The following is a 14,247-nucleotide window of genomic DNA, read 5'->3' on the forward strand; positions in this document are numbered from 1 at the left end:
TTTAATGGATATTACCCTTCAAAAGTCAAAAATTAATAAAACATCTTCAGTACAAATAACAGGTTCTAAAAGTGAATCGAACCGGTTACTTTTGTTACAGGCCCTTTTTCCAGAAATAGAATTAAAAAATGTGTCAAATTCTGATGATAGTAATTTGATGATTAAGGCATTGGCTTCGAAAGAAAAAGTGGTAGATATCCATCACGCAGGCACAGCTATGCGTTTTTTAACCGCCTATTTTGCGGTAAAAGAAGGTAGGAAAACGATACTTACTGGTTCTAAGCGCATGAAAGAACGTCCTATAAAAATCTTGGTAGATGCGTTGCGCGAATTGGGGGCTGATATCCATTATATCGAGAACGAAGGGTTTCCACCAATAAAAATCAAAGGTAAAAAGCTTACCAAAAATAAAGTGTCACTTAAAGCAAATGTCAGCAGTCAGTATATTTCTGCATTATTGCTTATCGCTTCAAAACTGGAAAATGGTATTGAATTAACTTTAGTTGGCGATATTACCTCTGTGCCATATATAAACATGACTTTGAGCTTATTGAAAGAAATAGGTGTAAAAACTTCGTTTAAAGACAATGTTATCACCGTTTCTCCTTCAAAAGTAAACCCAAAACCATTAACGGTTGAGTCCGATTGGTCTTCGGCATCTTATTATTTCAGTATTGCTGCTATTAGTGAGGTAGGTACTAGCATTACTTTATCTTCCTACAAGAATAATTCATTACAGGGAGATTCTTGTTTGGTGGATATTTACAAGCATTTTGGGGTGAGGTCATCATTTAATGAAAACAATATCACCTTAACTAAAACGCATTCAGAATTAAAACCATTGGAATTAGATTTAAAAAATGCTCCAGATATTGCCCAAACCATTGCTGTAACATGTTTCGTTTTAGGTATTCCATGTGATTTAATAGGGCTTCACACACTAAAAATAAAGGAAACAGACCGATTAGTTGCTCTTAAAACCGAAATTGAAAAACTAGGAGGAGAGGTTGATATTACGGATAAATCACTGCATCTAAAAGCTTCAAAAGGCATCAACGCAATGGTGAAAATAGGTACATATCATGACCATAGAATGGCTATGGCCTTTGCACCGGTAGCACTAAAACAGGATATAATTATTGAAGAGGCTATGGTAGTTTCAAAAAGTTATCCAACGTTTTGGGACGACTTAAAAGTCTTAGGATTCCAAATTGCCAAATAATATTTGCCCATTTACTTGACAACCCCTATCTGCAGATTGTATATTTGCAACTTTGTAAAAATTACTTAAACACATTAATCCATGAAATTATCGAACTTCGGTTTTGATTTGCCAGCAGAATTATTAGCAGAATATCCTTCGGAAAATAGAGATGAATCTAGACTAATGGTTTTAAACAGAAAAGACCAAACCATTGAGCACAAACAGTTTAAAGATTTAATAAACTATTTTGAAGAGGATGATGTAATGATTTTAAATAACACCAAGGTTTTTCCTGCCCGTTTGTACGGAAACAAAGAAAAAACTGGTGCAAGAATCGAGGTGTTTTTGTTGCGTGAGCTTAATGAAGAGCAGCGTCTTTGGGATGTATTGGTAGATCCAGCAAGGAAAATTAGAATAGGCAATAAGCTCTATTTTGGCGAAGACGAAAGTTTGGTGGCTGAAGTTATAGATAATACCACATCTAGAGGGCGTACCTTACGTTTTTTATACGATGGGTCTTACCAAGAGTTTAGAATAAAACTTAGAGAATTAGGGCAAACCCCCTTACCAAAATATATAAAAAGGGATGTAGAACCAGATGATGAAGAGCGCTACCAAACCATCTACGCAAAAAATGAAGGTGCAGTTGCAGCACCTACGGCGGGTCTGCATTTTTCAAAGCATTTGTTAAAGCGCCTAGAAATTAAAGGCATTAATTTTGCCGAAGTAACATTGCATGTAGGTTTAGGGACTTTTAATCCAGTAGAGGTAGAAGATTTATCCAAGCACAAAATGGATAGCGAAGAAATTAAAATTGGTCCAGAAGCTGTAGATATCATCAATACTGGAATCAAGCGCAAAAAGCGTGTATGCGCCGTAGGTACTACAGCGATGCGTACCATAGAGAGTGCTGTATCTAGTAGCGGATTGCTAAATGAAATGGATGGTTGGACCAATAAGTTTATCTTCCCCCCATACGATTTTAGTATTGCTAATTGTATGGTTACTAATTTCCACACACCAAAATCTACACTGTTAATGATGATTTCAGCCTTTGCAGGTCACGATTTTGTTATGGAAGCCTACCAAGAAGCTATTAAGGAAAAGTATAAATTTTACAGTTATGGCGATGCCATGTTAATCATATAAGTATCGAGTCCCGTTTTTAACGGGACTTTTTTTATGGCGTTTCCTTGCAGGTCGTGCTTTCGGCAGTCGCTCTTTTATGTTGCATACCTGCCAGTCGGCAGACAGGGGTGCAACAACACAAAAAGAACTTCAACGAATGCTTTGGTCGCTGAGGTTCTCGAAGCACAATCCCTAACCGAGTGAAGGCATATTTATTCGCAATTCGGTATATCTTCACTATTTTTGCAATCACAGATGAAAACTAGTAAAAAAGATATTAGGGCACTGACAAAAGAACAACTTAGGGATTTTTTTGTGAGCGAGGGAGACAAAGCCTTCCGTGGCAATCAGGTGTACGAATGGTTATGGCAAAAATCAGCACACAGTTTTGAGGAAATGACCAACATATCAAAACACACCCGCCAAATGCTCGAAGATAACTTTGTTATCAATCACATTCGTGTTGATACAATGCAACGTAGTAGCGATGGCACCATTAAAAATGCAGTAAAACTTCATGATGGTTTAGTGGTAGAATCGGTGCTAATACCAACTGCCACGAGAACAACCGCTTGTGTCTCTAGTCAAGTAGGTTGCAGTTTAGACTGTCGTTTTTGTGCAACCGCACGCCTAAAACGTATGCGAAATCTCAACCCAGATGAAATTTACGATCAAGTAGTGGCTATAGATAATGAAAGTAGACTGTACCATAACCGGCCGTTAAGCAATATTGTGTTTATGGGTATGGGAGAACCACTTATGAATTATAATAATGTGCTGAAAGCGATAGACAAAATTACGTCAGATGAAGGATTAGGTATGTCGCCAAAGCGCATTGTTGTATCTACCTCTGGAGTGCCCAAAATGATTAAGAAAATGGCTGATGATAATGTTAAGTTTAAGCTTGCAGTTTCTCTGCACTCGGCCATAGACGATGTGAGAACATCTATAATGCCCTTTAACAAAACCTTTCCTTTAGCGGATTTACGTGAGGCCTTGGAGTATTGGTACGCCAAAACCAAAAATAGAATTACCTACGAATACGTGGTTTGGCAAGGTATAAACGATAAGAGAAAAGACGTAGACGCTTTAGTACAATTTTGCAAATTTGCACCAAGCAAAGTAAATTTAATTGAGTACAACCCTATTGACGATGGCGAATTTCAGCAAGCTGATACGAATGCCATCGATATGTACCAAAACGTACTAGAAGCGAACAATATTACCGTAACAGTGCGCAGAAGTAGAGGTAAGGATATTGATGCTGCATGTGGACAACTAGCAAATAAGTCTTAAAAATTGTAAAGCAAGCCTTATCTTTGCAAATTCCATGAAGATAGTAGAGCAAATAAAGCAACCTATAGCCTTTGAAATGGATCTTTTCGAGCAAAAGTTCCAGCTTTCTATGTCTAGTAAAGTAGCTTTACTAAACAGAATTACACATTACATTGTAAACCGAAAAGGGAAGCAAATGCGACCTATGTTCGTGTTTTTGGTTGCTAAAATGGTATCTGATGGTGAGGTTAGTGAGCGTACCTATCGCGGCGCTTCGGTTATAGAATTAATACATACCGCTACCTTGGTGCACGATGATGTGGTAGATGACAGTAATCGTCGTAGAGGTTTTTTCTCGGTAAATGCCCTTTGGAAAAACAAAATTGCGGTTTTGATTGGAGATTATTTACTTTCCAAAGGATTACTCCTATCTATTGATAATAACGATTTCGATTTATTAAAAATCATATCCATTGCCGTACGTGAAATGAGTGAAGGCGAGTTGCTTCAAATAGAAAAGGCACGAAAACTAGATATCACAGAAGACGTATATTATGAAATAATTCGTCAAAAAACAGCAACCTTAATCGCTGCATGCTGCAGTTTAGGAGCAGCATCTGTAAAACCAGAATCTCAGCATGTAGATACCATGCGCAAATTTGGTGAATTAATAGGAATGGCTTTTCAAATTAAAGATGATTTGTTTGATTATGGAGAAACCCAAATAGGAAAACCTACAGGTATAGATATTAAGGAGCAAAAAATGACATTGCCTTTAATTTATACGCTAAACAATGCGAGTAAAAAGGATAAAAAATGGTTGATTAACTCCATTAAAAATCATAATAAAAATACCAAACGCGTTAAAGAAGTTATAGCTTTTGTTAAAGATAATGGTGGTTTAGATTACGCAATTTCTAAAATGAAAGCATTTCAAGAAGAAGCATTACAACTACTAAAAAACTATCCCGAATCTGATTATAAAAATTCGCTAGAACTTATGGTGAATTATGTGATTGATAGGAAGAAATAATTATTGCTGTTGCTGCATTTGTTGTAGTAATTTTACGTTTTGAAGATAGCTATTGTTACTAACTTCTATCTCTTCCTTTTTTAGTGATATTGTAAGTTCATCAGTATTTTTAAAAGTGCTTACTTTTACTTGTACAAATAAATCACTTGTTGCATTACCTTTAAAAACACCTTTAACCGGAGCACAATCTTTATAATCTCTTCCAACAGCCAAACGAACATGGTATTGGTCTGCAATAGCGTTGTTGGTAGGGTCTATACCTAACCATCCATAAAAAGGTATATACACTTCTATCCACGCATGGGTAGCCCCTTCACCACGAGAACCAGATTCATTAGGGCAAATATAGCCACTAACATAACGCGCTGGTATGCCTAACATCCTTACCATTTGTAAGAGTATGTTAGTGAAATCTTGACAAACACCAGCTTTTAACTTCCAAACATGGTCTAGCTTAGAATCTACATCAGTAATCCCTTGTATATACTTAAAATTGGTATAAATATATTCACATAATTCAAGTACAATTTTAAATGGTGAAAGTGTATTTAAGTCTTTCGTTTTTAACAACTCTAAAATAGCATCTGTACCATCAAACGTTTTGTATTTTAAATAATCAAAAAATTCTGGTTTGTCTTTTATGCTTTTTAATTCTGCCCATTGTTCACTTGCAGGTATTAAGTCGTCTGGAAATATTTTTTCTTTGGTTTTTACCTCAATTTCAGAAATGATAGATAGAAAATTATGAGGTTCTAAAATCATAAATGTTCCAGCAGTATTTCCGAAGAAATTAGTGTAGGTTTCTATTTTAGGATTTGTGTTGATACTTAAGGTATGAGAAATTACACTTTGAAACTCGTCCTGTATAGGGTGCAACATAATTTGATTAGCGCCATCTATTATCAAGTTGCTATAGCTATACTTAGTAAGATGTTTTATAAAAAATGTTGGCATGAGCTTAACTAGTTAACATTTGAAAAGTAAACGGTATTAATGCTAAAAGAAATATTTTTAATATCCTCTTTTATGCCTTTGATAAAATTATCAAGGCCTTGGTCGTTGATACTCTCAATAGTAGTGTATTTTATCGTGCTTTCAAGTTTTCCAAGTAAAAATTCTATATTATTTTTTTCAAGTTCTCCAGTTTCTATTAAAAGATTGACGTGCCTGTTCAACTTATTGATACAGTAATATACTGAACGCGGAAACAATGTGTCTTGAAATATCATGGTGATAATATGGTCTTCCTTAAATGACGATTTATACTTTTTTAAATATAGTTGATATCCACCAATAGATAGCAATAAATTTTTCCAATAAAAACTTTGCTCTAGGCTGTCGGTTGTTTTAGCAATTTCAATGAGTTTCATTGCCGTAAAATCTGAAATTTGGATAACTCTTTCCAGGTACTTACCAATATTCATAAAATAATACGCAGGACCACGTTCTAAAGTGATGTCCATATTACCATAAAATTTAAGATGAAATGCTAAAAGGTTATCTAAAAAAACGATGGGATCTTCTTCATTGAGCTTTTCACGAAGTCCTTTTTTTGTCAGAAATAAATAATAGCTATTAATGCACAACCACAATTCTTTAGAGATGTGCTCTTGAACACTACGTGCATTTTCTCTAGCTTTTGTAACAATATTTAAAATAGAGTTTGAATTTTCGTTATTAAAAATCATAAAGTCTATACAGGCGATAGCATCTTCTGTAAAAAAAGTATTATCAGTACTTGTGTAATTTTTAATAATGGGAGACCATGAGAACAATTCAGGAGAGTCTTGGTTGGCATAAAAATTCACTTTAAGTAAACTTAAAATACCATTGCCACGTTCCATATATCTATCTAGCCATATTAAATTATTTGCAACTCTACTTAGCATGTTTTGTCTTTTTTAGTTTATAGAATCACCCATGTGTCTTTACTACCACCACCTTGAGAGCTATTTACTACCAAAGATCCCTTTTTTAAAGCTACTCTGGTAAGTCCGCCAGGAGTAATATCTATACCATCTTTACCAGAAAGCGCAAAAGGCCTTAAATCAATACATCTTGGTGATAGTTTACCATCTATACAGCATGGAGCAGTAGATAATCTTAAAATAGGTTGTGCTATAAAATTATCAGGATTTTTTTTAACATTATCAAGATAGTCCTTAATGTCTTCATCGCTAGCTTCATGCCCCATTAGCATACCATAACCGCCACTACCATCGGTTTTTTTAATGACCATGTCTTTAATATGGTTTACTACATACTCATACTCTTCGGGCTTTCCTAATTGATAGGTTTCAATATTTTTTAAAATGGGTTCTTCATCTAAATAGTATTTAATCATATCAGGCACATAAATATAAATAGCTTTATCATCAGCAATTCCAGTTCCTGGAGCATTTACAATATTTACATTCCCTTGTCTATAAGCAGCCATAATACCAGCAACCCCCAATATGCTAGCTTCATTAAACTCTAAGGGGTCTAAAAACTCATCATCAACACGTCTGTAAATAACATCAACACGCTTTAGCCCGTTAGTGGTTTTCATAAAAACAAAGTGGTCTTTAACAACCAAATCGCTACCTTCTACTAATTCAATACCCATAAGGCGTGCTAGTGTAGTATGCTCGTAGTATGCCGAATTATATATACCTGGAGTTAGTAATACAACATTGGGATCGTTTTGATCAGAAAGTTCTTTTAATTTTTTATAAAGTACATTAGGATAATTTGCTACGGGTCTTATTTGGTTTTTGGGAATTACACCTGGAAATATACGTTTAGAAATTTCTCTATTTTCAAGCATATAGCTTACCCCAGAAGGTGTTCTTAAATTATCTTCAAGTACATAAAATTCACCATCGTTATTTCTTATTAAATCAACACCTGCAATATGAACATAAATATCATGAGGGACTTTAACCCCTTTCATTTCTCTTAAAAAGTTTGGACAAGAATAAATGAGTTCTCCAGGAATAATACCATCATTAATTATAAACTGGTCGTGGTAAATATCCTTAATAAAAAGATTAAGCGCTTTTATACGTTGTTTAATCCCTCTATCAATTTTTTCCCATTCCGAGGCTGTTATAATTCTAGGAACAATATCAAAAGGAAATATTTTTTCAATACCCTCATTGTCACTATACACTGTGAAAGTAACACCTTGACTCATAAACAATTGCTTAGAAAGCTCTTCTTTTTTAAAGAGCACCTCTGGCGATGTACTTCGTAAATAGTCATTAATAATATTGTATTGAGTTCTAATATCTGAAGGATTACTATACATTTCATCCCAAGTATTCGGGAGTAAGTCATATGATGAGAATAAGTTATCGTTAGTCATAGGCTTCACTTTTTTTAAATATAAGTATCTTTTAAAGAATATTCAATGAATTTCATATTTTAAGAGAAATAAATCACACATTTTTATTTTTCATTAAAAATAATTCCAAAAAAACTTAAATCAAGTAGGATAATTGCGTTTTTTTAATTTCATTTTTCCTTCTAAATTGCATGACTTGCACATAATATTTAAAAAAATAAAAACTACAGGCAACCATTTTAAAACCATTTGCGTCTTTATAAATAGTAACATGAAATCTTTTTTGAAAGTTATACAGCTACATAAAAACGAAAGCGCGCTAATAAAAAAAGCGATTAAAAATAATCGTGAAGCTCAACATGTGTTGTTTGAAATGCATGCGCCAAAAATGCTAAGTGTTTGTAGGTACTACATAAAAGATATTCAGCAAGCTGAAGAAGCAATGCTAAATGGGTTTTTTAAAGTGTTTAAAAATTTAAAAACCTATAAAAGCGAAGGTAGTTTTGAAGGTTGGATACGCCGTATTATGATAAGAGAATCCATTTCATATTTAAGGCAAAAAAAAAGAATTGATTTTTTATCTGAAGACGATGTAAGTACATACGATTATAGTAACAGTATGGAAACCGATTTGGAGGTTAATGATATTCAAAAACTAATTGATGATTTACCCGAAGGATATCGTATGGTGTTTATTATGTACGCCATTGAAGGTTACAAACATTTTGAGATTGCCAAACTTTTAAATATTAGCGAAGGCACATCAAAATCGCAATTATTTAAAGCAAGAAAGCTGCTTCAAGAACAAATAAAAAAAGTAAATAAAACAAGCTATGGCACCAATTAAATATGATAATGACTTTAAGGAAAAGCTAGAAAAGCGTACCATAGCACCATCAAAAGGGGCTTGGGATAAATTATCTGAACGTTTAGAGGCTGAAGATGACACATCTAACAATAAAGGATTATGGTGGATAGGTATTGCGGCAAGCGTTATTGGAGTTCTATTTGCGGTGTTTCAATTTTCTAATACTAATATTGAAATAGAGACAGTCGTAGATGCACCAGAAAGCATTGAGACTATTGAAAGTAAGCCAGCAATAGAAGATTTTAAAATAGCAACAGAAACAACAATAGCAGTTGAGAATATCGAACAAGAGCAGAAGAAACTAGAGAATAACAGCAATACAGTAGTTAATAAAACTAAGTTGAATTCAACCAAAACACCATTGCAAATTGCTAAAGAAGAAGTAGCTCCAAAAATTAAAGACGAAAAGGATGTTTTAAAAACTAAACAAGTTGAAGTATTAGCTTTTGAAACAGAAAAAGCACAAGAGGTTGCAGAGGCTATGTATGCTTTAAGCGAAACAGAACAAGGAATTTCAGAGGCCTCCATAGATTCACTTTTAAAAGCGGCGCAGCGTGATATTTTAATAAGCCGAATGAAAAACGAAGATCAAGTTACTATCGATGCGGCTTTATTGCTTCAAGAAGTAGAATTTGAACTGGACGAATCCTTCAGGGAAAGAGTGTTTAAGGCCTTTAAAAGCAGCTATGGTTCCATAAAAACAGCCATTGCTCAACGCAACGACTAAAACAAAACATCAATCAATCATACCTGCCCTGAGCTTAGTCGAAGGGTTTCAATCAAATCATTAACATCTGTTGAGTGGATCTCAACATCAAAAAACGAACAGTTATGCAAACAATTACAAAGTATTTCGTAGTCATTATTTTAAGTGTATTTGTGCAATTCATCAATGCACAAGACAGTATTCCCAGTACGGTGAACAAAGTAGAAATTCAAAAACTGAAGGCAGTTATAAAAAAGGTTGAAACAGAAGAAAAGGCACTTTTAAAAGCCGAAGTAGAAGCCATAGATGCACGATTAAAAAAAGGAGAGATTACTCAAGAAGAAGCGCAAGACTTGAAAATGAAAATGGCAAAAAAGCGTGCTTTGAACATTGAAAACCGTACTGCAATTTTAACCAATAAGATTGCCTTGTTAGAGCGTAATGAAAAAGGGTATGGAAACGAAGAAGATGAAGACGTTGATTATATTAGAATAGGATCTGATGATGAAGATTTAAGCTTTATTTACATTGGAAAAAAGAAAAACGACAAACCTAAATACAGAAAATACGATAGACGCACTAAAAGTGATTTTGTATTGGCATTTGGATTAAATAATGCTATAATAGACGGTGAAAGTTTTGACGATACACCATATAAGATAGGGGGTTCTCGGTTTTTCGAAATGGGTTGGGCATGGAAATATCGGGTGTTTAAAAACACAAATTTCATGAGGTTCAAGTATGGGGTGTCCCTGCAAGTTAATGGGCTAAAACCAAACGACAATCAGTACTTTGTTCAAAATGGTAATCAAACCATGCTAGAGGAGTTTCCTCAAAGCTTAAGAAAATCTAAATTGTCAATGAGTAATTTAGTATTTCCTATACATTTTGAGTTTGGGCCATCAAAGCGCATTGATAAAGAAAAATATTTTAGATACTCTACTAGAAAACAATTCAAAATAGGTATCGGTGGTTACGGTGGGTTTAATATTGGCACACGCCAAAAATTAAAGTACGATTTAGATGGTAACCGTCAAAAAGACAAGCTAAAACGAAGCTATAATACAAGCAATTTGGTATACGGGTTAAGTACTTATGTGGCTTTCGGTGATACAGCATTGTACGTTAAATACGATTTATCACCAATTTTTAAAGACCAAATTGTAGATCAAAACAATATATCCATAGGTGTCCGTTTCGATATGGATTAAATGTTAATTTTTGAGTTAGTCATTAAAGCTCCCTTTTGGGGGCTTTTTTATTATTCTGCTCGTTTTGTGATTTTTGATCGAACAAACTAAACTATAACCGCCTTGTGCTTTCCCGTTCAATCAAACTTGTCTTTACAACTCTGGTGGTAAATGGTTTATTTTGATCTTCATTTTCTATACGGTCTATCAAAATATTAGCAGCAGTTTCACCAATATGTTTTCCGTGTTGGCTAATTGCCGAGATCGAGGGCGTTAAATGTTGTAGCATTTTTCCATTAGTAAAACAGGCAATAGACATTTCCTCAGGGATATTGTAACCTATATGTTTTACTATGCGCAATGCATTAACAGCAGCACTTTCTTCCAAGCATAATAAGCCATCAATTGATTTGTCGGCCAATATAATTTTTAAAGCAGTATCAAAATCCTCAAACTTTCCGATACGCACAATAAGCTTTTCATTAACAGGAATATGGTGTTGCAACAACGCTTTTTTATAACCTTCAACTCTTAGCTTACCAACACTTAAATTGTCAATTACCGAAATTAAAGCAATGTGTTTACACCCCGTTTTAATTAGATGTGCTGTGGCTTCAAAAGCACCTTCCATATCGTTCACTATTACTTTGTCACATGCAATATCTTCTGAAACTCTATCAAACATAACTATAGGTACACCTTCATTTATGGCATTTTGTAAGTGTGCAAATTGTTGTTTTACTTGGGTTTCTTCGGCTAAGGATATTAGAATGCCGTCCAATGCATCACTTTTTAAAAGTTCCATAGTCTTCACCTCTTTCTCAAAAGATTCATTAGAGATACATGAAATTAAATGGTAACCATGTTCAGTAGCTTTGGCCTCAATACCTGCAAAAACCTTAGCAAAAAAACTATTCATGATATTTGGGATAATAACTCCAATGGTTTTTGTTTTTTTATGTAACAAGCTTAAATCGATACTTTTAGACTTGTAATTGTGTTCACGTGCATAGGCTACAATTTTCTCTTTTGTACTTGTGCTAATTTCATAGCTGTCGCTTAAGGCTTTAGATACCGTAGCAATAGATACTCCAAAAATATTGGCGATATGTTTTAAAGTAATGCGTTTTGGCATTGCTGTTTGAAGTGTTTATTGGGTTTCACCTAAACTAAGATAGAATAGATAAATGACTAAAACAAAAAATCCCGCAAACATGAAAGTTTCGGGATTTTACTGTGGTACCTCCAGGAATCGAACCAGGGACACAAGGATTTTCAGTCCTTTGCTCTACCAACTGAGCTAAGGTACCTCGCCAAAGCGGTTGCAAATATATATGCATTTTTATTATTCACCAAAATAAAAATAATAAAAAGTAAGCTATTTTTTATCCTAATAATTATAGATTTTTTAAGATTTAAGTAAATGTGGTTTCGTAGTTTTACGTTTTTCATACGGGATGAATTTAATTATAGATGTAGGAAATACTTATGTGAAACTGGCTGGTTTTGAAAGGCATGAACTTGTTTTTAAAAAAACAATAAAGTTATCAGCTGTTGTTGACGAGGTAAATGAATTAAAGTCGAGATACCCAAGGCTAGAAAAAGGGATTGTTTCGTCCGTAGGAAAACTAAAAAAGAACCAGACAAAAGCTATTAAAAAGGGTTTTAATCTTTTAGAACTTAGTCATAAAACAAAAGTCCCTTTTAAAAACAGTTATGATACCCCAGAAACTTTAGGTATTGATAGGATTGCTTTAGTTAGCGCTTCGGTGTACCATTATACAGATAACAATGTGTTGATTATTGATGCAGGCACTTGTATTACGTATGATTTTATAACTAACGAAAATGAGTACCTCGGCGGTGCTATTTCCCCTGGAATAAGAATGCGCTATAAAGGGTTGCATGATTTAACGGCAAATTTACCGTTGTTAGAAACTGAAATTCCAGATAGCTTAATAGGTACATCAACTAATAACTCAATACATTCAGGAGTTGTTAACGGTGTTGTAAATGAAATAGATGGGGTTATCGGTAACTATAAAGAAAAATTTTCAGATTTAACAGTTATTTTAACAGGCGGAGATACTAATTTCTTGTCAGAACAATTAAAAAGTAGCATATTTGCCACCTCGAATTTTCTCTTGGAAGGTTTAAATTATATTCTAGAATTTAATTCACACTAATGATAAAAAAACTTTTAATAGTTTTTGTTGCTATTTTTACTTTCTCGTCCTATGCTCAAGAGGGTACAGCATCGCCCTATTCGTTTTATGGAATAGGAAGCCTAAAATTTAAAGGTACTGTTGAAAACAGAAGTATGGGAGGTATTAGTGTATATGCAGACAGTATTCATATGAACCTTCGAAATCCAGCTACATTTACGGGTCCTAATTTATTAATGTTTAATAATGAAAGTAGGCCAGTTAAATACGCAGTTGGAGGAAGTTACTCTAGCACAGGTTTAAAAAGTGATTCTGGTACCGCAAATGTATCTTCAACAACATTTGATTATTTTGCATTAAATCTACCTATAGGCAAATTTGGTTTAGGATTGGGTCTTATGCCTTACACTGCAGTTGGCTATAAGCTGGATACACAGAATGAAGAGGGGCGCACAACTACTAGGTTTGACGGTGAAGGAGGTTTAAATAAAGCATTTTTAGGTTTTGGATATAGTATTTTAGACAATTTAAGTATTGGTGTTAATGCCCAATATAATTTTGGAAACATTCAAAATAGTGCTATACAGTTTCGTTTTGATAACGATGGCGTGCCATTATTTGCACAATCTAGAGAAAATAACCGCTCAGATTTAAGTGGATTAAATGTTGATTTTGGAATGTATTACAAGGCAAAATTGAATGAATCTTTAGAGCTAACAACTGCTTTTACATTTACGCCTGAAAGTAATATTACATCTAAGAATAGAAGGTTAATTTCTACGGTTAACGTTGGGAACTCAGGACAAGAAGTAATAACAAACCAAATTGAGTTAGATTTGGAACCATTGGGATTATTAGAAACAGAGTTGGTTTTACCTTCAAAATTTTCGATTGGAGCAGGAATTGGAGCCCCAAGAAAATGGTTTGTAGGAGCTGAGTATGAATCGCAACAATTAAGTAACTTTAACAACCCGTTCTATACTTCTGGAGCAACAGTTTATGACGATGGCTATCGCTACTCTGTTGGGGGGTTTTATATACCAGAGTATAATGCGTTTTCAGGTTATTTTAAAAGATTGGTTTACAGAGCTGGTTTTAGGCTAGAGGATACAGGTTTGGTTATCTTTAATTCTGGCAATAAAGAACAAATTAAAGAGTTTGGCATATCTTTTGGAGTAGGTTTACCAGTTGGAGATTTTGGTTCTAATGCAAACATTGGATTTGAAGTTGGCCGGAGAGGTACTACCAATAACAATTTAATAGAAGAGAACTTTATAAATTTTCAGATTAGTTTATCTTTGAACGATAGATGGTTTCAAAAACGAAAATATGATTAACAGAGTAACACGA

Annotated in this window: 13 protein-coding genes and 1 tRNA gene; 9 read left to right on the forward strand and 5 right to left on the reverse strand. The window is 34.1% G+C overall.

Annotated features, from left to right (window positions below):
- Positions 1-4: 4 nt before the first annotated feature.
- From AC1B0Z_RS13710 to AC1B0Z_RS13725, 4 genes are all read left to right on the forward strand, one after another.
- Complete coding sequence (locus AC1B0Z_RS13710) at positions 5-1,222, forward strand: 3-phosphoshikimate 1-carboxyvinyltransferase (RefSeq protein ID WP_483792618.1); 1,218 nt, start codon at positions 5-7, stop codon at positions 1,220-1,222.
- An 81-nt stretch (positions 1,223-1,303) separates the two neighbouring features.
- The gene (gene queA, locus AC1B0Z_RS13715) at positions 1,304-2,353 is read left to right on the forward strand and encodes a tRNA preQ1(34) S-adenosylmethionine ribosyltransferase-isomerase QueA (protein WP_483792620.1); all 1,050 of its coding nucleotides are present in this window, start codon (positions 1,304-1,306) and stop codon (positions 2,351-2,353) included.
- Between the two features lie 234 nt (positions 2,354-2,587).
- A complete protein-coding gene (gene rlmN, locus AC1B0Z_RS13720) occupies positions 2,588-3,628 on the forward strand; it encodes a dual-specificity RNA methyltransferase RlmN (protein WP_483792621.1) in 1,041 nt (346 codons plus the stop codon).
- 34 nt (positions 3,629-3,662) lie between these two features.
- The gene (locus tag AC1B0Z_RS13725) at positions 3,663-4,640 is read left to right on the forward strand and encodes a polyprenyl synthetase family protein (protein WP_483792622.1); all 978 of its coding nucleotides are present in this window, start codon (positions 3,663-3,665) and stop codon (positions 4,638-4,640) included.
- Here AC1B0Z_RS13725 and AC1B0Z_RS13730 read toward each other — a convergent pair whose 3' ends face one another.
- The 3 genes from AC1B0Z_RS13730 to AC1B0Z_RS13740 are packed head-to-tail and all read right to left on the reverse strand — an operon-like array spanning position 4,641 to position 7,989.
- On the reverse strand, positions 4,641-5,594 hold the full coding sequence (locus AC1B0Z_RS13730) for a transglutaminase family protein (protein ID WP_483792624.1): 954 nt from the start codon (positions 5,592-5,594) through the stop codon (positions 4,641-4,643).
- Positions 5,595-5,602: 8 nt separating this feature from the next.
- Positions 5,603-6,529, reverse strand: a complete 927-nt coding sequence (locus tag AC1B0Z_RS13735; RefSeq protein WP_483792625.1) for an alpha-E domain-containing protein — start codon at positions 6,527-6,529, stop codon at positions 5,603-5,605.
- Positions 6,530-6,546: 17 nt separating this feature from the next.
- Complete coding sequence (locus AC1B0Z_RS13740; protein ID WP_483792627.1) at positions 6,547-7,989, reverse strand: circularly permuted type 2 ATP-grasp protein; 1,443 nt, start codon at positions 7,987-7,989, stop codon at positions 6,547-6,549.
- A 250-nt stretch (positions 7,990-8,239) separates the two neighbouring features.
- On the opposite strand from AC1B0Z_RS13740, the gene AC1B0Z_RS13745 reads away from it, so the two are divergent.
- From AC1B0Z_RS13745 to AC1B0Z_RS13755, 3 genes are all read left to right on the forward strand, one after another.
- A complete protein-coding gene (locus AC1B0Z_RS13745) occupies positions 8,240-8,815 on the forward strand; it encodes an RNA polymerase sigma factor (RefSeq protein WP_483792628.1) in 576 nt (191 codons plus the stop codon).
- Positions 8,802-9,563, forward strand: coding sequence for a hypothetical protein (locus AC1B0Z_RS13750; protein WP_483792629.1), 762 nt, complete (start codon positions 8,802-8,804; stop codon positions 9,561-9,563). The genes AC1B0Z_RS13745 and AC1B0Z_RS13750 overlap by 14 nt, the downstream gene beginning before the upstream one ends.
- A gap of 104 nt (positions 9,564-9,667) precedes the next feature.
- Complete coding sequence (locus AC1B0Z_RS13755; RefSeq protein WP_483792630.1) at positions 9,668-10,753, forward strand: hypothetical protein; 1,086 nt, start codon at positions 9,668-9,670, stop codon at positions 10,751-10,753.
- A 91-nt stretch (positions 10,754-10,844) separates the two neighbouring features.
- On the opposite strand, the gene AC1B0Z_RS13760 is transcribed toward AC1B0Z_RS13755, so the two are convergent.
- Together AC1B0Z_RS13760 and AC1B0Z_RS13765 are read right to left on the reverse strand one after the other, a co-directional pair.
- Positions 10,845-11,867: a LacI family DNA-binding transcriptional regulator gene (locus AC1B0Z_RS13760; protein WP_483792632.1), complete on the reverse strand. Its 1,023-nt coding sequence runs from the start codon at positions 11,865-11,867 to the stop codon at positions 10,845-10,847.
- Between the two features lie 102 nt (positions 11,868-11,969).
- Positions 11,970-12,042 (reverse strand) — tRNA-Phe (locus AC1B0Z_RS13765).
- A gap of 147 nt (positions 12,043-12,189) precedes the next feature.
- On the opposite strand from AC1B0Z_RS13765, the gene AC1B0Z_RS13770 reads away from it, so the two are divergent.
- Positions 12,190-12,918: a type III pantothenate kinase gene (locus tag AC1B0Z_RS13770; RefSeq protein WP_483792634.1), complete on the forward strand. Its 729-nt coding sequence runs from the start codon at positions 12,190-12,192 to the stop codon at positions 12,916-12,918.
- Positions 12,918-14,234, forward strand: coding sequence for a BamG family beta-barrel-assembly machinery protein (gene bamG / locus AC1B0Z_RS13775; protein ID WP_483792635.1), 1,317 nt, complete (start codon positions 12,918-12,920; stop codon positions 14,232-14,234). Before AC1B0Z_RS13770 ends, bamG begins: the two co-directional genes overlap by 1 nt.
- Positions 14,235-14,247 lie beyond the last annotated feature (13 nt).

It is taken from the genome of Hyunsoonleella sp. J2K-J805 (assembly GCF_057167125.1).

What these genes read in the sequence shown, in the direction of transcription:
- AC1B0Z_RS13710 (WP_483792618.1), top strand. Translation starts at nt 5, where the DNA reads ATGGATATTACCCTTCAAAAGTCAAAAATTAATAAAACATCTTCAGTA.
- queA (WP_483792620.1), top strand. Translation starts at nt 1,304, where the DNA reads ATGAAATTATCGAACTTCGGTTTTGATTTGCCAGCAGAATTATTAGCA.
- rlmN (WP_483792621.1), top strand. Translation starts at nt 2,588, where the DNA reads ATGAAAACTAGTAAAAAAGATATTAGGGCACTGACAAAAGAACAACTT.
- AC1B0Z_RS13725 (WP_483792622.1), top strand. Translation starts at nt 3,663, where the DNA reads ATGAAGATAGTAGAGCAAATAAAGCAACCTATAGCCTTTGAAATGGAT.
- AC1B0Z_RS13730 (WP_483792624.1), bottom strand. Translation starts at nt 5,594, where the DNA reads ATGCCAACATTTTTTATAAAACATCTTACTAAGTATAGCTATAGCAAC.
- AC1B0Z_RS13735 (WP_483792625.1), bottom strand. Translation starts at nt 6,529, where the DNA reads ATGCTAAGTAGAGTTGCAAATAATTTAATATGGCTAGATAGATATATG.
- AC1B0Z_RS13740 (WP_483792627.1), bottom strand. Translation starts at nt 7,989, where the DNA reads ATGACTAACGATAACTTATTCTCATCATATGACTTACTCCCGAATACT.
- AC1B0Z_RS13745 (WP_483792628.1), top strand. Translation starts at nt 8,240, where the DNA reads ATGAAATCTTTTTTGAAAGTTATACAGCTACATAAAAACGAAAGCGCG.
- AC1B0Z_RS13750 (WP_483792629.1), top strand. Translation starts at nt 8,802, where the DNA reads ATGGCACCAATTAAATATGATAATGACTTTAAGGAAAAGCTAGAAAAG.
- AC1B0Z_RS13755 (WP_483792630.1), top strand. Translation starts at nt 9,668, where the DNA reads ATGCAAACAATTACAAAGTATTTCGTAGTCATTATTTTAAGTGTATTT.
- AC1B0Z_RS13760 (WP_483792632.1), bottom strand. Translation starts at nt 11,867, where the DNA reads ATGCCAAAACGCATTACTTTAAAACATATCGCCAATATTTTTGGAGTA.
- AC1B0Z_RS13770 (WP_483792634.1), top strand. Translation starts at nt 12,190, where the DNA reads ATGAATTTAATTATAGATGTAGGAAATACTTATGTGAAACTGGCTGGT.
- bamG (WP_483792635.1), top strand. Translation starts at nt 12,918, where the DNA reads ATGATAAAAAAACTTTTAATAGTTTTTGTTGCTATTTTTACTTTCTCG.